The organism is Metallosphaera yellowstonensis MK1 (genome assembly GCF_000243315.1).
Classification (GTDB): Archaea; Thermoproteota; Thermoprotei_A; order Sulfolobales; family Sulfolobaceae; genus Metallosphaera; species Metallosphaera yellowstonensis.
This window is the reverse complement of the sequence record NZ_JH597770.1, coordinates 547285-563854: the sequence shown is the minus strand read 5'-3', so window position 1 is coordinate 563854 and position 16570 is coordinate 547285. Positions and strand designations below refer to the sequence as shown.

Here is a 16570-nt window from a genome sequence, read left to right as displayed (position 1 = left end):
CAATTAATGGTAAGGGTGAAAGTTACGTCCAGCATTGAGGACATCATAGAGAGCGGTCTTACAGGAAGTTTGATATTCAAGAAGCCAAACGTATTGACTCCAGAGCACATACCACCTAGACTACCCCACAGGGAAGAGAAGCTAAGAGAACTCACGCTAGCCTTTAGGGATGTAGTGGAGGACCCTGGAGGAACGTCTGTCAGGGTAGTGATCTTCGGCCCAACCGGAACTGGAAAAACTGTGACTACTAAGTCATTCGGTTATGCATTTAAGGAGAAACTCAAAGTCAGAGGAATAAAATTGGAATATGTTCACGTGAATTGTCATAGACAGAGAACCTTATACCTCCTTACAATGGAGGTAGCTTCGAGTCTAAAATTACCCATTCCGACTAGAGGACTCTCCTCACAGGAGGTCTTCAAGGTAATTCATGACTATTTGGAGAAAAGGAACATGTATCTAGTCATAACGCTGGATGAGTTCGATTACTTTATAAACACATCGTCACAGGAGGACATTTACTTTCTGGTGAGGCTCTATGACGAATTCTCGTCGGTGGTTAGGAGGGTCAGCTATATCTTCATCTTAAGGGATCTCGTGACTGTTTCTGCTCTTGATAAGAGCGTTAAAGATCATATAATGAGAAACGTGATAAAATTTGAACCATATAGGGCCTTTGAGCTTAACGATATACTCAATGACAGGGTGAGGGATGCCTTCCAACCTAACGTAGTTCCAGATGAGACCATAACCTTTATCTCTGATATCTATGGCTATGACAAGGGAGGCACGGGTAACGCCAGGTTGGCCATAGAGACCTTGGAGTTGGCAGGAAAGATAGCGGAATTGAGAAATTCCCCTCTAGTGTTAATAGAGCATGCTAAGGAAGCTAATTCAAAGATAAACCAAGAGGCCGGAGAAATTCTAGACTCAATAACCAACTTGGAATTACATCCCTTACTCCTGCTGAAAGCATTGCTCAATCTTAACAACAGGTTTAGGATAGACACCGTGTCTATGGGAAAACTAGAACAAGAATACGCGGGGATCTGTAGTGAGATAGGTGAGGAACCTAGGCGACACACTCAAGTCTATGAATACGTGAGGAGAATGAAACTGATGGGGATAATAAATACGAAACAAAGTGGTAAGGGAACTAGGGGAAGGACCACATTAGTGTCGCTTAACGTACCTGTCACACCGCAGCTAGAGAATCTTATCAACAGGATCTTGAGGATGAGGCTTGATAACAGAGAGGAGTCTGATTAGATTAAAGCTACTTTATGTTCTCCTCAGACAGGGCGAAATGTCATTAACTAAGTTGGCTCAGGAAGCTGGGGTACGCTATTGGACAGCGAGGAGTGAGGTGGAGCAATTGGAGAGGAATGGGTACGTGGAGGTATTCTCCTCTGGTAGAGTGCGAATAGTTAGGGTAAACCTCGAAAATAGAAAGGTTATTATTGTAAAAAACCTTCTAGAGGAGTTAGAGGATATATGAGCAATGCTGTAATGGTAGACATCTCAGGGAAGGCGTATTCCTTAAGGGAGGCTGAGGCTGAAGGGTTCATAAGGCTGAGGTCAGATACTGTGAGGCTAATAAGGGAAGGGAAGATAGAAAAAGGAGATGTGATAACTGTGGCTAAGACTGCCGGAATTCTAGCTGCTAAGAGGACTCCAGAGTTACTCCCACTCTGCCATCCCATACCTTTAGAATCGGTTGAGGTAAAGATAGAAGTTGAGAACGAGGGGGTCAGAGTCAGGACAAGGATTAAGGCGCACTACAAAACTGGAGTAGAGATGGAGGCCTTGACAGCCACTTCCGTGGCACTTCTGACGGTGTGGGATATGGTGAAGAAATATGAGAAGGACGATAAAGGACAATACCCTAGTACTGCCATAGAAGGAGTTAGGGTTGTTGAAAAGATCAAGATTTAGCTCTCCTGGCATTTCTCTTGAGCTTACTTTCCCTTTTCTTCTCGATGTGCTGTCTCACATCTTCATTCTCGTGAATCGTTAGAGATTTGGCGAAATTTATCTCCTCTGGAGAGAGATCAATATTTTTCATCATTTCTGGTTCCTTAGACAAATAAACAAGAGCGAAGGGGAGTACATCGCTGTAAACTTTACCGGAGGAGGTGTGGAGATGTAGACCTATCTTCCTTACTATCTGATCCCTAAGATCCCTGGTCCTTTTGGTTCTATACAACTGCGTTACCAACTGAGGAAATTGATAATTTTTCCACTTGGCCTTCCAGTTCTGAGTCTTCTTAGCTACCTCTGCCATGGCGACTCCAGGTCCCATCAGGTCGAAGGTGTAACTGAGCATGTCCCAACTAGCCTTTTTGGCTCGGGAAAGGAAGACTGAGGCCCTTGAGAGGGCATCGTAGGCTCTCCACATATCATTTAGGCTCTCATATTGAACAGGTATGTTCTCCGAAAACCATCTCATGAGGAGGTCGTAGTCGATTTGTGAATTAGAAACTGCCTGCCTTGCTTGCCAACCGTACTTAGCCCAGAAGGTATTCCTGAGCGTCTCAAAAGGGTTAAGCTCCCGTTCCTTTCTTCTTAACACTTCGTTTACGAGATCCTCTTTCACTTCCCTGTATCCCTCAGCGATGCTCTCCAGGAAGTTTATGGCATATCTGGCATCCCCGTCAGAAGCATCTATTATACTATCTATCGCCCCGTCTTCACACTTTATCCTCTCCTCTGTGCATATCCTCTTGAGCAATCTCCTCAACGGAACCTTCCCTAGTCTCTTCACTTCAATCATCTTCACAGCCTCCCGAAGGTCACGAAGGTTAGGATCCCAGGGATCGTTGGCAGCCATGAGGATGGGATATTTTGTGTTTCTCAATATCTCTAGGATCGCCGAGATCGCCCCGAAATCTTGTCTCGGCTGAATCCCGTCCACCTCATCAAGGAAGATGAGCTTTCCTCTCTCGTTGAAGAGCGATCCTGCCATGGAGGCTCTCTCCACTATATTTCTCAGGGAGGTCATATTCCTGCTATCACTAGCGTTCGTCTCAATAATCTCCAGCCCGTAAGTTCTTGCTAGGGCATAGGCTAACGTAGTCTTTCCAGTTCCAGGCGGACCATAGAGTAACAGACCCTTGGTTTCTGGTTTTCTGCCGAGCCAGGACTCGATCCATTCCCTCAGCTGTTTCTTCACATCCTCTTGGTTCTCGACCTCGTCCAAGACCTTAGGTCTGTACTTTATCGTCCAGGGTACTCTGCTCATTTACGTTCCCCAACATATTTCTGTCCCAAGAGGCTTATCCTAGCCAACATAGCGGAAAGTTGAATCTCGTCGTCAGCCCCCTCAATTATCCTATACTCAACCTCTCCCACATAGTCTGCCATAATTACCCTTAGTTCCTCAGGAATCTGGAACTCATTGGAAAATATGTCCCTGTGAACTTGTTTGACTATGTCCTCCCCTGAAAGACCGTAGTTGATCATGAGAGAAAGTAGCTTTGATCTGGCCTCTGTGAACCTTCCCTGAAGGGCAGATTTGACCATTTCTCTGATTTCCTTGGGCTGAGCCATACCAAGAACTTTATAAACGGCCTCAGTGGTTACCTTTCCATAAGCAGATGACGCTTGAAGTATGTTTATTGCCTTCCTCATGTCACCTGAGGTGATTTCGTATATTGTATCGAGGGCCTTTGGGTCATACTCCACTTTTTCATTCTTGGCAATGAACTCGAGCCTTGATATGACGTCCTCCTTTTTCAGAGGATAGAACCTGAAGAGAGCTGTCCTAGATTGAATTGGATCTATGATTTTACTAAGGTAATTGCATGCGAGAATGAATCTAGTAGTCTCAGTGTAGAGCTCCATTGTTCTCCTTAAAGCCTGTTGAGCATCTGCAGTCATATTATCAGCTTCATCCAAAAGCACTGTCTTAAAAGGGACGTCTTGTGGTGTCACGGTTCTGGCAAAGTCCTTCACCTTGTTCCTGATAACATCGATTCCTCTCTCGTCACTGGCGTTTAACTCTAGGAAGTATTGACGGTAGTTCTCACCATAAAGGTCATAGACCAGTGCCAATGCTGACGTGGTCTTCCCAGTTCCAGGTGGACCTGCAAACAACAGGTGAGGCATGTTTTTCTCTTTCACAAATTTCTTGAGCCTCTCTACAATATCCTTCTGATTTACTATATCATCAAGCGACTTAGGCCTGTACTTCTCAGCCCACAATACCTCAAATTCCATGAGTTATCCATGAGTAAAGTATCTAACAAAGATTAAAAAATCGGACTATCTCTTGAATTTACCCATCAAAGTTCCTACCGCGATAACATATCCTTCCATAGCGTCCTTAAGACTCTCTGCAGTAACCTTCCTCACCGACTTCAGAGAAAGCTCGGTACTCAGGGCGTAGATGTTGAAATAGTACCTGTGGTAACCATGCCCCCTTGGAGGACAGGGACCGTTATACCCTATCCTACCGAAATCGTTCAGGCCTTGAAGACCGTAGGAGGTTCTCTCCCTCTTCTCTACGTTCTCCGGTAGTTCGTTCACCTTGACGTTGTACATGACCCAATGGATGAAGGTACCACCGGGAGCATCTGGATCCTCTACGATGACCGCATAACTCACGGCATTGGGCACCTTCTCCCACTTTAAGGGAGGAGATACGTCTACCCCTTCACAAGTGTACTTGACGGGTATTACGTCTTCGTTCTTGAAGACTGATGACACAAACATAGAATAAAATGTCATGATACGATATAAAACCTTTACATTACTCTTTCCCTTGAGGGAACACCTCTTTTTCTTGGTGGCCGTCCTTAGTTATTTTGGTAACTATTACCCCGGTTCCAGTAAACGAGTCCCTCTTGATGGCTGAGAGCACAGCCCTAGTAGCTAGTTCTACAGCTTCATCAGGAGTCATACTTGGTCTGTATCCATCTTCAAGTACCCCCATAGCAACAGGTGAACCTGAGCCTGTGGCTACGTAAGTTTCCTCAGTCATGTCGCCTAGGTAGTCAAGGTTAAACAACCTGGGCTGGACGTCATAACCTCCAATGAGGATCTGGACTAGGTAAGGGAAGTACTTGCTCTGGGAAAGTATGTTAGTGAGATAAGTGGCTAGAGCCTTAACCGTCACAGGTCTATTTCCTGAGATGTAATTATAGTGATAGATGTTTTTCAGATAGTTATAGATGAACTGCAGATCCGCAACGCTACCTGCAGTAGTTATGCCTATCCTCTCATCTATGTAAAGAATCTTTCTCACCATCTTATTGGCCACGAAGAAACCTGCACTAGCCCTCCTATCTGCAGCCAACACAACTGCGTCTTTCACTACTAATCCCACGGTAGTTGTTCCCTTAAGGATCTTTATCTTCTGTTTGTTTTGGCCTTGAAACAGGTCTTCCATTTTCTTCCAAGAATATAGGGGTGCAATACATATTTGAAACTTTGTTTAACAACGGGAATTTGCGAACCAGTGCTTCTAGCTAATTTTTTGGGAATGAAAGAAAACATGGATATGTGAGGGTACTCATAAACGGAGGGTTACCCTACGATTCAGGCAAAACGCGTTTCGGACTAGCCCTTATCTCAGCTATGGCTGAGGTGGGAGTGAAACTTACGCCTCTTAAACCTGTAGCAGGTCATAATGCATGGTACAGCTACTCTACGCTCCTGAGGAGTGTCGAACTGAACGTTCTGGTAGGAAATGATGCCCTCTCCTATTACGAGATCACAGGCATAAAGCCAGAGAAGATAAACCCTTTTGACGTTCTCTTGGCTCCAGTTGAACTGGAAAAACTGGACTACAGCACGACTAGCTATAACATTCTCATGGAGAGAGGGGTCCCTGTGATGATGAGAATAACTAGAGAGGGTAATTCGAGCTATTTCACTAGTATACCAGAATACGTATTGGATTCGCTTAAGGAGAGCCTTGACAAGCTGAGGGAAATATTTCGTCCCACTATCGTCACAACAGACCAACTGAGGCAGATTGTGGACGAGTCTGGTTACATAGTGGACGAGGAAGTTAGAAGAACTATCTCTGAGAACGATAACGTCGTGATCGAGTCCTACAATAACGCGTCCTCTCCCTGTTTTTCATGCTCCGAAGTAGACTATGTCTTCACGGTATTTCCAGGTAGAGCATTTCTCGTTAAAGGTCAAGAGTTTCGAAAGTTCTTGAGTCTGAGTAGCTTGCCCCCCTGGACCATTAGCTCGGAAAAGATCTTCAAGTATTTAAGGCCTCTTAGCTTCTGTCTAGATCCAGTAACTTCTAAAAACGGAAAAATCCTCGATTTACTCCTCAGTGAGGAGCGTTCTTCTCCTTAGCCATCTTTCCCAATTCCTTAATGACACTGAAGAGGAATCCCAAACCGTTCTGTATATCAGGATCCTTAAGGCTCCTAAGGATGTCGAAGACTGATCGAATCGGTTTATAATTGACGTCGTTTATCGCTTTTCCTGCAGCATTTATTATATCAACATATCCCTTAAATCCTGTGAGATCTAAGGAAGAGAGATGTTTGGCTATATCGCTCCAATTGCTCACTAGACCTAGCGTGAAGTCGTTGACTAGAGCTGAGATTATTTTGCCCAAGGTCTCCTCATCCTTCAGTAGACCCCTTATGGGATCTAAGATCCCAGAAGTCCTCAACTCATTGAGAAAACTTAGGAAATACTCTAAACTCTCACTCGTCTCTCTCTTCGTCAACATGAGAGTTATGTTCAGTAAATTTTCCCAATTTTGCATTAGCTCGAGGGTCTTATCGTTAACCAACGCGGATATTATCCTTCCCATAACATCTTCGTCCTTGAGCATCCCTAACAGGGGTTCAACCACGCCCGAGTGCTGCAGAGTTCCGGCTAGTTCCAGGAGAAACTTGAGTTTATCCTGAGTTTTCTCATTGAGTACTAGATCTGCTAACTCTCCAAGGTTCTTGTAGTTTATGAGGAGAGATAATGCCTTATCGTTGAGTATCCCGCTGAACAGTTTGGTCATTAACTCCTCGTCATTGATGGCTCCTTGTATTACGTCCAAGAGGCCTAGTTTGTCCAAAGTTGAGAGAATATCTAGAAATTTATTCACTGTGAGTAGTTTCTCCTCTTTCAATATGTTATCTAGTGCGTGCCGCTCTATTGACTCCATGTGATAAAATCACCAGCTGGCGAGGAATTTCTCCAATGCCATATCTCCTTTCGTCCACATAAAGTATTTTGTGAACAGTTCTTTCTTGAGGTGGTTGACCGCTGCCGGCTGAGCCACAGACACCTGACCCCCATACCACGTGTCATCCTTTACAGACACAGCGTATCCCTCGAGGGGATTATCTGCCACGCAAACTATGGTTGGATAGTACTGCTCTACTTTTACCCTTTCACCTAGTCTATTAGCCAGGTGTTCAGCCGCTATTCTACCAGTTTGGACTGCTAAGTATCCTAGCTTAGGTACAGTCAAGGAGTTAGAATCCCCTACAGCATAGACGTTATCGTATGTTATGGACTGCATATTGAGGTCCGTAGGTACAAATCCTCCATCGTCTATCAGATCCTTGGTTGAGGCCTTAAGAGCCGGGTTGCCAGTGTAGGGAGGAAGAAGTATACTTAGGTCCGACTCTAACTTCTTTCCCTTCTCATCAACCACCTCATTTTCCCTCAGTTCATTCAATCTAAAGTTATGTACCAACTCTATTCCGAGGCCTTTGTAAATTTCAGCGACCGCTTTCCTCGAAGCAGGAGAGAGGTCTGAGAGGTACTCTCCCGGGGAGTAGACTGTAATTTTAACCTTGTCTAGAATACCCTTCCTCTTAAAATAGCCATGGAGCATGAGAGACATCTCAAAGACTGGTCCCTCACAGGCCGAGTCTGCCTGTGGGACGAAGTTCTCGGGCACCTTAGGCTTCGGCGCCTTTCCCTGATAAAATGGACCCGATCCTATGGTTATTTTACCACCCTTGAAATTAGCTAAACGATCTCTCAGCTTCAGTGCAAACTCCGGCTCGCAGACGCTATAGCCGTACTTATCCCATCCCTTGATCATCTCAGTGCCCAGGTGAGCTCCTATACCAATCATCAGGTAGTCATACTCTTCCTCCTTCTTGGAACCATCAGGAGCAGTGTAGTACACTGTCCTAGATTTAGCGTCTATTTTTTCCACATCTCCTTCAGTAAAGCCTATCCCCTTTTCGGGCAGGGCACTAGCCAAATCTATGGCAAGATCTTCCACGTCCTTCACTCCTATGGACACGTGAGGCAACGCAGGCCTAAAGTAAGTGAACCTGGACTTGTTGATCAGTTTAACTTCGGCCTTACTCCCTGCTAGCCTTTTTAGCGAGTATGCCGCCGTAAGCCCGCCGAACCTCCCTCCTAAGACTAACACTTTTGTCATATATGATCTCGGTTCATCTTAACCTACGACTTTAAAAAGTTTATTTCAAATATTCTTTCTATAATATTATATAGATCTTCTTTTTTTGCGATATTAGAGTGTTATTGTTATAAAAGTTTATAACCGTTTAAATTAGGCTTACAATTAATGAGCTTTACTCACGCCTACGTGAATGTAGACGGAAGCAGAATATACGTTATAGAGAACTCTGGTAAGTCAGAACCCAATGTAGTGCTATTTCATGGAGCCCGCTTCAATGCTGAAACCTGGTTGGGTGTAGGTACACTGGAGGCACTAGAGAAGAACGATATAAGGGGAATTTCTGTGGATTTCCCAGGTTACGGTAAATCGGAGAAAGGCAAGTGGAGCGATTTAGCCGATTTCGTCTCAGATTTCTTACGTGTCAGCGGCCTTCAGGGAAGTATCCTCCTGGGACCTTCCATGGGCGGTAAAGCTGTATTGAGATATGTAATAAAGGGAGGTAGACCGAGAGGTCTTATTCTGGTCGGGGCAGTGGGAATTGATGAGGTCCTGAGCCATGTGAGCTCGCTGAGTGGGATTCCTTTACTCCTGATATGGGGTAGGGAGGACTCTGTATCCCCAGTGGAGGACGCAAGGGAACTTGAGAGGAGAGTGAGTTCTGCCAAGTTGATATTTATAGGTAAGCAACACGCCTGTTATCTTGACGATCCTGAAGCCTTCAACGAAGCAGTGGTAGAGTTCGCTAAGAACTTGAAGGAAGATTGAGTCCTGGGGAGAAGACTGTTATGGAAGATGCTAATGATAGCTTGAAGAAGATACTGGAAGATCAAAGGTATCTCAAGATCCTCTACCACTTGAAGAAGGCGAACGTGGATTACGGAAAATCCATCATGCTTAACACGAAGATACCGCTTTCTGAAATCGTGAATATCCTAGATGACCTGGAGAGAATGGGACTGATCGAGAGAGTCATGGGAGCCACGCTGAAGAACACAGAGGCCAAGTTTAAGTTGAGCTCAGAAGTTCACAAACATCACACATATTATTCACTCACGAGAGCTGGGGACCACTTGCTGAGACACTTAACACAAGAGGATCTGATCAATAATTATATAGAGTTACTTAAAAATGATCAAAAGAGCACTAAGATCCTGCAGTTAGCGGAGGAATTGAACGCTGATCATGCCCTCACGTACGCGAAGCTAATCAGGTCGAGTTTAGAGGAGGCTATAACTCTGCTTGAGAAGTTGATGAGAATGGGACTTCTTGAAGAGAAGAACGCCAGGATAATAAAGTTCAGGGATAGGAAGGCTAAGCCTAAAAAAGAGACTAGGACTCACCACAAGTATTACGGACTCAGTAGGCTAGGTGAGTTGGTAGTGAGAGAGATGAAGAGAAAGGGCATTATAGCTAAGTGAACGACATGAGTCGACATAAAGGAGTGAGGAATGACCACTTGCAGTAACCGAATGACGTTTCACGCCAACCACGTAACGTGTAACCAGATGGCCTTAGAAGGGATACACAGAATCGCCTCAGTCCACGCGGGGAAGAGGGTAAACATACTTCAAGCCTCGCCTTAAAGGTCCTCATCACGGCCGTACAAGAATGAAATTTAGCGGAGAAGACTGTGACGCTTCTACGTAACTACTCGTTATTTTTAATCACTTCTAAATATCGTTTTGACAAGTTGTGTTTACATAGTATCACCGAAGTAGTTTTCATTGATGATCCCCCCAACTGATGACGGGCACTGCTCACGAGGTTTGGGGAGTGATAAAAGTGTGGATGGGAGGGTAGTGGTGTTTCCCTCGACTAGCCCCAATGAGTTAAGGGTGACCGTGTATGATCCCTCAAGAGGGGTGCCCGTGGTGGAATTAGAAGTAATTAAAAGTAAGGAAAAGTGACGCCACGGGTAAACACGTACTTCGTAGCCTCATGAGCTTTCTCCCAAATTTTGCTTTAATTCAAGTACAATCCAGAGTCATCCTGAGCTCTACAACTCGTCTTTTACCGACGAGTAAAGGGAATCGATTAAGGTAGCCAATTCCCCCTTAACTAGCATTTCACTTATGTACGCTGAATTGGACTCAAGAACCCTCGTAACCACTTCATTCACTTTTCTCCTTAGAATTAGTTCTATCATTTTTCTCCTCCGAGAGTTAACCCTGGTCTCGAATAGGCCTTTCTTTTTCAAGAATTCGGAGTGAATCTCAAGGGCATCCACTAGTTCGCCTATACCCACCTTTTTAAGTGCGCTTACCTTCAACACTAGAGGCTTCCAGCCATCCCTCCACGACATCTCACCGCTTTCCACTGCAAACCTCACTGCGTCATATACCATATCTGCCTCAGGCCTATCAGCCTTGTTGACTACGTAAATATCACCTATTTCCATTATGCCGGCCTTGAGGGCCTGTATTTCGTCTCCAGCACCAGGGATAGTCAGCACTACCACAGAATGAACGGATGACATTACGTCAGTGTCAGTTTGGCCTGCTCCTACGGTCTCGACCAATATCCTATCAAATCCCAGGCCGTCCATGGCTTCCATTAACATGAGTGCTTCGGAGGAAAATCCACCAAGGTGTCCCCTGGATGCAGTACTCCTTATGAAGACGTTACTCAGGAGCGTCTTATCTTGCATCCTAATCCTGTTACCCATGAAAGAACCCATGGATATTGGGCTAGATGGGTCTATCATTATGACCCCAACCCTGAAGCCCTTGGATACATAGGTCTCAATCAGATCGGATAGGAGAGTACTCTTACCAGCTCCAGGTATCCCAGTAACACCGATGGTGTGAGCCTTACCTGAGAGTTTGGTGAGCTCCTGCAGATACTTAAGCCCGTCACTGGTTGTGTACTCTATGTTAGTTAATACCTTGGATATGGCGAGCTCGTCCCCAGAGAGGGCCTTCTTAAGGAGCTCATTGTTCAACCTTGATACCTCTTTTCTTTCCGGCAACTGAAGATACCTTGGCTATTATTTCCTTCAGGCCAGTTCCAGGTAGAAACACCTCGTCTACACCCATCGACTTTAGCTTAGATATGTCCTCAGGGGGTATTACACCACCCACGACTAATCCCACGTCATTGAGGCCGGCGTTTCTCATTGCCTCAACTATCTGAGGAACGAGTTCCAAGTGAGCACCACTCAATATGCTCACACCTATTACGTCTGCATCCTCCTGGATAGCAGTCTTAACAATTTGCTGAGGTGTTTGCCTCAGGCCTGTATAAACGACTTCCATGCCAGCGTCCTTTAGGGCCCTAGCTATCACTTTAGCTCCTCTATCGTGACCATCGAGGCCCAGCTTAGCGACTATGACCTTTATTCTCTTATCCATAGCTACCTATAGACCTTACGAAATTTAAAGAGTTTAAACTTTTGCTCAAGTGTAAATGAAGGGATCGTGCAGGGCAGTAATCAGTTGCAAGTTTGACCTCCTTCCCGCCCTGACGATGGACGCAAAATCACCTCCTTGAAAATAAGTCAGAATAAAGTCAAAATAATTCTAATAATTCAATAGATGAAATGTCGAGATAATCTATTATCTTCTTAATGAAGAGCACAGTAAGGAGGAACCTGAATCTCTCCACGCCCTTGAAGGGCACGAGGACGGAGCAGAAGGGAGTCCAGCGTGAAGGTGAGAGGTCTGAGCTCCGCTTAGTGGAGCTCATAAAGAGCAGGAAGGTCTTGCTCCTCGGAAGCCTTAGGAGGTCCTGACCTCGTTGTAGAGCCTGAGGACCTCCACGTAATTACCCGGAACTTCACGCCCGAACAGTCCAGTGACACTTGGACCTCCTCAACTCCCCCGCAGTCTCACGCTTACCTCCCTCAGCATCTCTTGGGCTACTACCTCTCCTGCGTAATTCCTCACGGTCTGGGACGAGACTGGTCCGAGTGATCCTCTCCGCCGACGCGTTCAACAGCCAGGGCGAGACCAAGGTCTCGGCCATCTCCCTCACCCTCCCAGAAAGTTCAGCTAGGACTCTATTTTACGTACAGTCAGCCGAAGTTCCTGGCGGGAGATCGATCGTCTCACCCCCTTCACTCTGCTCATGAGTATTACTGTGACTCCGCCTTAGATCTTTACCTCTGCCCATAATTGAGATACTAGATCAAATATTTTTAGAAGACTGATTTCGGTCTACCCAGAAGAGGTGAGGTTCTCTGCCCCTTTGATCCCTTTCCTTTATAAAGTATCATTACGTAAACTCATGACTCTCTCGTAGATGAAGTTTAACCTCATAATTAAGTTAAAGAGAAAAGTTTAAGATCGTTTCTTCCTATCCGTTGTCGTGGAAATCCTATACGGCACGAGGAGGAAGATCTACTACTATTTACTGAGGCAGAGAGAGCCAGTTTCTTTGAGGAAGATCCAAAGGGAATTGAACCTGAGCTCTCCTTCTCTGGCTCTGTATCATTTGAGGAAGTTGGAGGAGATGGGACTTGTAAAGGAGACATCGGAAGGCTATACAGTGAAGAAGTTGGTTCTGGGAGATTACATAAAGGTAGCCAATATTCTGATCCCTAGGTCTGCGTTCCTGGCTTCCTTCTTTATCACTTCTCTTATCCTGCTTTGGATTTTAACTAGCCTTAATCCCTTTGCAGTTCCTCTCTTCAGCTCCGTGATTATAGCTGTACCAGCTTCCATATATATCGTGGACGTTGTAAGAAAGTATTTTGAACTACACAGTGGAAGAAGTAGAGAAGATTGACGTAACGAAGTTAGAACTAACCTTAACGAGTTAGTATCTTGTAATATAGTAATAAAGGAGAATTATTATCGCTGATGAAAGAGCTGCCATAACTAGGGATGGATATACATATAACGGGTTTCTTTCATTGCTCCACATCATGAAAGAGGCCACGTATGTCACGCTTTGAATTACAAATAGGGTACTTAGACTTGACATGAGTGCAACTATCCTGGTGCCGAATGACTGCCTGATTCTGAGAAATTCGATCAGTATAAGGATTGAAAATATTGAGGTTAGCACAGACAAGGATATAGTGACGTACCATATCTCAAACATCTAATCTCTTGAAGATCTTCACATTAACCAGTTTTAATAAGTCTTTACCCAAATCACGTAGTGAACACTTTTTGATGGTTACGAGGAGGAATTAGGACAAGTTTGGATTAAGTATATATTTGTAGCAGAAGAAGATGCTACCGTGAAAACTGCCGTCCTGGTGCTGGCTGGAGTCGTTCTTGCCTTGTCCTTGGCCTATCTCTCTCTCGTGCTGTCGTTTGCGCCCGTTTATCCCTTTCACGACAAGTTCAGGGACGTAGAGAACGGTATTGAGCTAGAGCCAACGGCCAATCCTCCCTTATTTTATCCGACCCATTACGGCTCAACAATATCCAACCAGACTTTTGTATATAATGGGCCCGCCTCATTCGGAGCTGAATTTGAAATCTGCCGAGGGGACTTCTCAGTGTATCCTTCATCTATGAGGGTCTCAGGTAACAGTACGATCAACTTCACTATTGTTATAAGGGGAAATGATATCGTTCACATAAACGGCGACAACAGGTTTTACATACTAGAGGGATTAGAGGAGAACTTCACGCCCTCCTCAACCACAGTGGAGGTGATACTGAGACTAAACAACATTTCCCAAGGAACTCTGCTCGTCCCGATCTGGGACAGGTGCAACGTAGTTTATGTAAACGTGACAGTCTTCTGATCAGCCGGGAATAATTATCTCACCTTTCGATCTACATCGAGTTCATCACAGACCCAGCTCCTTTAACTTGGAGTATATCACGGCTTCCTGGTTTATATCCTCTTGAAGTGGAGCCCTTGCTCTCCCAACCCAGACGCCCCTATATCTCAGCGCTATCTTGACACCTGTGGGATAATCTCCAGCTCCGACCGCAAAGCCCAGCTTGGAAACCATGAGCTGGTACTCAATGGCCTTTCTCCAGTCCCCTGACTCATAGGAGTCTACCAGCGCCCTCACCAACTCTGGAGCGAAGTTGGCTACTGCGGTTACTGCACCGTCACTTCCGTACATGAAGGAGGGAAGGATGAGGTGTTCTGAGCCTATAAATAGCTTGAAGTCCCTAGCCTCCTCCTTCGCGGTTGAGAACTGATAGAACGATACGAGATCGTTAGTGGTGTATTTCATGCCTTGGATTATGCCCTCCCTGGCTAACTTCTTGGTCAGCTCGAGGGGGAAAAGATAGCCTGTATAACTGGGGATGTTATACACATAGAGTGGTACTCCAGGCTTAGAGAGTGCCTCGAAAAATCTAAATAGACCTTGTTCAGAAGGCCTGTGATAGATGGGAGGAAGAGAGAAAATGGCGGTGGCCCCCATGTCTGTATACTCCTTAGCTAGTCTGAGGGCGAGATAGGTAGAGTCCTCATTTATTCCCAGAATCATCTTGTCACCTGCAGTCTCTACACTGACCTTCGCAATTTTGAGTTTCTCCTCATGGCTTAACATGTTGAGCTCTCCTGTAGTACCCATGACCCAAAAACCGGTTACTCCCCTCTTAAGGTCGAACTCATAAAGTGTCTTAAGTGCGTTCAGATCCACTTCCCCCTTCTCGTCGAAGGGTGTTACGTTTGCAACTATGATGTGTTTCATGACTTAAATATAATCCCTCTACCTAATTAGGCTTGTTCCCTGATCCAATCTAAGGAGACGCAAGGATCCTGAGCAATTCACGTTCATATATGATACCAATGACCCTGTGATCGCGATCTATCACTGCAATCACTGCCGTTCCTGTGGACTTGAACTTTCTCAGGACATCAATGATTCTCGCGTCAACATCTACTGATTCGGTCTCGTTTAGTGGCAGGTCTGCTGCCTTAAGTGCCTCGTACTGAGCTGGATCTATCTCAAGTAACTGCTGAACGGTTATATGACCTACCAGGTGCATTTGGTCGTCCACAATCACTATGGCCCTAGCTCCCCTTTCTGTAATCTTGTTGATTATTTCCCTGAGGGTTTCATCCTTCTTCGCGAACAAGGGAGGAAGTAAGTAACTTAAGGAGCCCACCTTTTCGTTCATTCGAGGCCTCCTTATGTCCGTTCCTATTTTCCCTTTAAACTTTAGTTTAAAGAGAAGAGGAACTGCAACAGCTAGGACTGTCAAGGAGAGGGCTGAAAAGGAGTATTCATGGTAGTTCAACTTATGAACTACGAGAGCTGTTATCAGTAAGGAGGCGTCCACTCCCCCCTTTGTTGATGTTCCTAGTCCATTAACTATCGGATTTTCCTTCACGATAAAGGATGCGAGGAATCCAGCAATGAATTTTGAAAGCAACACGACAGATGCGAGAAGGAGTCCTATTCCAGCTATGAGCGGGGTTATCCTAACGAAGTAGAGACCGATACTTACAAAGAAGAGAGGCTCGAAGAAACCATAAGTCAATCCTCTAAGCTTCTCAACTAAATCTGGTCTATCTCTTAGATATCCCCTGAGGAGGAACCCTAAGAAGAGGGCAGCTATGGCTGAATTGAAGTTCAGAACCTCGGCAACGTATCCTGTTATCAGTATGAAGGAAACAACGGAGGCTAACTCAATCTCCCTTACCTTCACGTAACCCTCTAAGGTCTCCAGAACCCTGGCTATCTTAGGGCCTGCTACAAGTATGAGTAGAAAGACCAACACAATCTCTATTCCTATCTTTAACAGACTTTCGAGATTAACAGCATTTAAAAATATAGCAAAAAGGATAACTGAAATTATTTCAACAGTTGTACCCTGATAAAAGATCTTCCTACCTAGAGTAGACTTCGACATCCCGGTGTCCATGAGAAGTCGTGTCAACGGTCCTACGCTAGTCATAACTAAGGGGAACAAGAGAACGGTTGCTTCAGCCATATGTAGGAAATATAAAACGTAAAAGACGAAAATTGATGGAAGTAGAAGTAGGAAAACGGAGGACCATACTATCTTGCCGTCTACCTCCAGCCCTCCCCCTATCTCTTCTGCTCCCGCGAGGAAAAGGAGAAAGATTATGCCTAGGGAGGTGATGAAGCTGACGATATCGTTCACAGTTATAACTCCCAAAACGCCGTTGCCCAACACTATCCCTATGATGACGGCTCCGACGAAGGGTGTTAGTCCTATCCTAGAAAAACCTTCTTCTGCTAGCTTAGCTAAAATTAGCATAATCCCTATGTAAAGAAGAGTTACCACTGCGACGTTCATGTAAAGACTTATTAACAGATCGGCCATCTTT

Annotated in this window: 21 protein-coding genes; 11 read left to right on the top strand and 10 right to left on the bottom strand. The window is 45.1% G+C overall.

Annotated features, from left to right (window positions below):
* The first annotated feature begins 6 nt into the window (after positions 1–6).
* From METMK1DRAFT_RS13875 to moaC, 3 genes are read left to right on the top strand one after another with little or no spacing between them, the layout of a single operon-like run.
* The gene (locus METMK1DRAFT_RS13875) at positions 7–1269 is read left to right on the top strand and encodes an ORC1-type DNA replication protein (protein WP_009075307.1); all 1263 of its coding nucleotides are present in this window, start codon (positions 7–9) and stop codon (positions 1267–1269) included.
* A complete protein-coding gene (locus METMK1DRAFT_RS13870; RefSeq protein ID WP_052300232.1) occupies positions 1244–1498 on the top strand; it encodes a helix-turn-helix domain-containing protein in 255 nt (84 codons plus the stop codon). Before METMK1DRAFT_RS13875 ends, METMK1DRAFT_RS13870 begins: the two co-directional genes overlap by 26 nt.
* Entirely contained in the window at positions 1495–1935 is a 441-nt protein-coding gene (gene moaC, locus METMK1DRAFT_RS13865) for a cyclic pyranopterin monophosphate synthase MoaC (RefSeq protein ID WP_009075301.1), read from the top strand. Before METMK1DRAFT_RS13870 ends, moaC begins: the two co-directional genes overlap by 4 nt.
* On the opposite strand, the gene METMK1DRAFT_RS13860 is transcribed toward moaC, so the two are convergent.
* Genes METMK1DRAFT_RS13860 through psmB form a run of 4 tightly spaced genes read right to left on the bottom strand, consistent with a single transcriptional unit; the run spans position 1925 to position 5389 of the window.
* On the bottom strand, positions 1925–3241 hold the full coding sequence (locus tag METMK1DRAFT_RS13860) for a replication factor C large subunit (protein ID WP_009075299.1): 1317 nt from the start codon (positions 3239–3241) through the stop codon (positions 1925–1927). The genes moaC and METMK1DRAFT_RS13860 overlap by 11 nt on opposite strands.
* Positions 3238–4218, bottom strand: a complete 981-nt coding sequence (locus tag METMK1DRAFT_RS13855; protein WP_009075297.1) for a replication factor C small subunit — start codon at positions 4216–4218, stop codon at positions 3238–3240. The genes METMK1DRAFT_RS13860 and METMK1DRAFT_RS13855 overlap by 4 nt, the downstream gene beginning before the upstream one ends.
* Before the next feature lie 45 nt (positions 4219–4263).
* Positions 4264–4713, bottom strand: coding sequence for a YbhB/YbcL family Raf kinase inhibitor-like protein (locus METMK1DRAFT_RS13850; RefSeq protein WP_009075295.1), 450 nt, complete (start codon positions 4711–4713; stop codon positions 4264–4266).
* A 37-nt stretch (positions 4714–4750) separates the two neighbouring features.
* Entirely contained in the window at positions 4751–5389 is a 639-nt protein-coding gene (gene psmB / locus METMK1DRAFT_RS13845) for an archaeal proteasome endopeptidase complex subunit beta (protein ID WP_009075293.1), read from the bottom strand.
* Between the two features lie 113 nt (positions 5390–5502).
* On the opposite strand from psmB, the gene METMK1DRAFT_RS13840 reads away from it, so the two are divergent.
* The gene (locus tag METMK1DRAFT_RS13840; RefSeq protein ID WP_009075291.1) at positions 5503–6315 is read left to right on the top strand and encodes an ATPase; all 813 of its coding nucleotides are present in this window, start codon (positions 5503–5505) and stop codon (positions 6313–6315) included.
* Here the strand turns inward: METMK1DRAFT_RS13840 and METMK1DRAFT_RS13835 are convergent.
* Together METMK1DRAFT_RS13835 and METMK1DRAFT_RS13830 are read right to left on the bottom strand one after the other, a co-directional pair.
* Positions 6290–7132, bottom strand: coding sequence for a helical membrane plugin domain-containing protein (locus METMK1DRAFT_RS13835; RefSeq protein ID WP_009075289.1), 843 nt, complete (start codon positions 7130–7132; stop codon positions 6290–6292). The two genes, METMK1DRAFT_RS13840 and METMK1DRAFT_RS13835, sit on opposite strands and share 26 nt — an antisense overlap.
* A 9-nt stretch (positions 7133–7141) precedes the next feature.
* Entirely contained in the window at positions 7142–8371 is a 1230-nt protein-coding gene (locus METMK1DRAFT_RS13830; RefSeq protein WP_009075287.1) for an NAD(P)/FAD-dependent oxidoreductase, read from the bottom strand.
* Positions 8372–8518: 147 nt separating this feature from the next.
* On the opposite strand from METMK1DRAFT_RS13830, the gene METMK1DRAFT_RS13825 reads away from it, so the two are divergent.
* The 3 genes from METMK1DRAFT_RS13825 (at position 8519) to METMK1DRAFT_RS13815 (ending at position 10260) form a co-directional block, all read left to right on the top strand.
* On the top strand, positions 8519–9118 hold the full coding sequence (locus METMK1DRAFT_RS13825; RefSeq protein ID WP_009075285.1) for an alpha/beta fold hydrolase: 600 nt from the start codon (positions 8519–8521) through the stop codon (positions 9116–9118).
* A 20-nt stretch (positions 9119–9138) separates the two neighbouring features.
* Positions 9139–9771: a DUF2250 domain-containing protein gene (locus METMK1DRAFT_RS13820; RefSeq protein WP_009075283.1), complete on the top strand. Its 633-nt coding sequence runs from the start codon at positions 9139–9141 to the stop codon at positions 9769–9771.
* A 309-nt stretch (positions 9772–10080) separates the two neighbouring features.
* Positions 10081–10260 carry a hypothetical protein gene (locus tag METMK1DRAFT_RS13815; RefSeq protein ID WP_009075278.1) on the top strand — a complete coding sequence of 60 codons (180 nt, stop codon included), beginning with the start codon at positions 10081–10083 and terminating at the stop codon, positions 10258–10260.
* An 89-nt stretch (positions 10261–10349) separates the two neighbouring features.
* Here METMK1DRAFT_RS13815 and meaB read toward each other — a convergent pair whose 3' ends face one another.
* Together meaB and METMK1DRAFT_RS13805 are read right to left on the bottom strand one after the other, a co-directional pair.
* Positions 10350–11294: a methylmalonyl Co-A mutase-associated GTPase MeaB gene (gene meaB, locus METMK1DRAFT_RS13810; RefSeq protein ID WP_048088034.1), complete on the bottom strand. Its 945-nt coding sequence runs from the start codon at positions 11292–11294 to the stop codon at positions 10350–10352.
* Positions 11284–11703 (bottom strand): cobalamin B12-binding domain-containing protein, encoded by a 420-nt coding sequence (locus tag METMK1DRAFT_RS13805; RefSeq protein ID WP_009075274.1) that lies wholly within the window; start codon positions 11701–11703, stop codon positions 11284–11286. Before METMK1DRAFT_RS13805 ends, meaB begins: the two co-directional genes overlap by 11 nt.
* 215 nt (positions 11704–11918) lie before the next feature.
* Between METMK1DRAFT_RS13805 and METMK1DRAFT_RS17900 the strand changes: the two genes are divergently transcribed.
* The 4 genes from METMK1DRAFT_RS17900 (at position 11919) to METMK1DRAFT_RS13795 (ending at position 14054) form a co-directional block, all read left to right on the top strand.
* On the top strand, positions 11919–12083 hold the full coding sequence (locus METMK1DRAFT_RS17900) for a hypothetical protein (RefSeq protein ID WP_009075271.1): 165 nt from the start codon (positions 11919–11921) through the stop codon (positions 12081–12083).
* A 177-nt stretch (positions 12084–12260) separates the two neighbouring features.
* Positions 12261–12422 carry a hypothetical protein gene (locus METMK1DRAFT_RS17895; protein ID WP_155812444.1) on the top strand — a complete coding sequence of 54 codons (162 nt, stop codon included), beginning with the start codon at positions 12261–12263 and terminating at the stop codon, positions 12420–12422.
* Between the two features lie 236 nt (positions 12423–12658).
* Positions 12659–13078: a winged helix-turn-helix domain-containing protein gene (locus METMK1DRAFT_RS13800; protein ID WP_009075269.1), complete on the top strand. Its 420-nt coding sequence runs from the start codon at positions 12659–12661 to the stop codon at positions 13076–13078.
* 460 nt (positions 13079–13538) lie between these two features.
* Positions 13539–14054, top strand: a complete 516-nt coding sequence (locus tag METMK1DRAFT_RS13795) for a hypothetical protein (protein ID WP_009075266.1) — start codon at positions 13539–13541, stop codon at positions 14052–14054.
* A gap of 45 nt (positions 14055–14099) precedes the next feature.
* Here the strand turns inward: METMK1DRAFT_RS13795 and METMK1DRAFT_RS13790 are convergent, their stop codons facing one another.
* Positions 14100–14963, bottom strand: coding sequence for a dihydrodipicolinate synthase family protein (locus METMK1DRAFT_RS13790; RefSeq protein WP_009075264.1), 864 nt, complete (start codon positions 14961–14963; stop codon positions 14100–14102).
* Positions 14964–15012: 49 nt separating this feature from the next.
* Positions 15013–16566, bottom strand: coding sequence for a cation:proton antiporter domain-containing protein (locus tag METMK1DRAFT_RS13785; protein ID WP_009075262.1), 1554 nt, complete (start codon positions 16564–16566; stop codon positions 15013–15015).
* Positions 16567–16570: the final 4 nt, after the last annotated feature.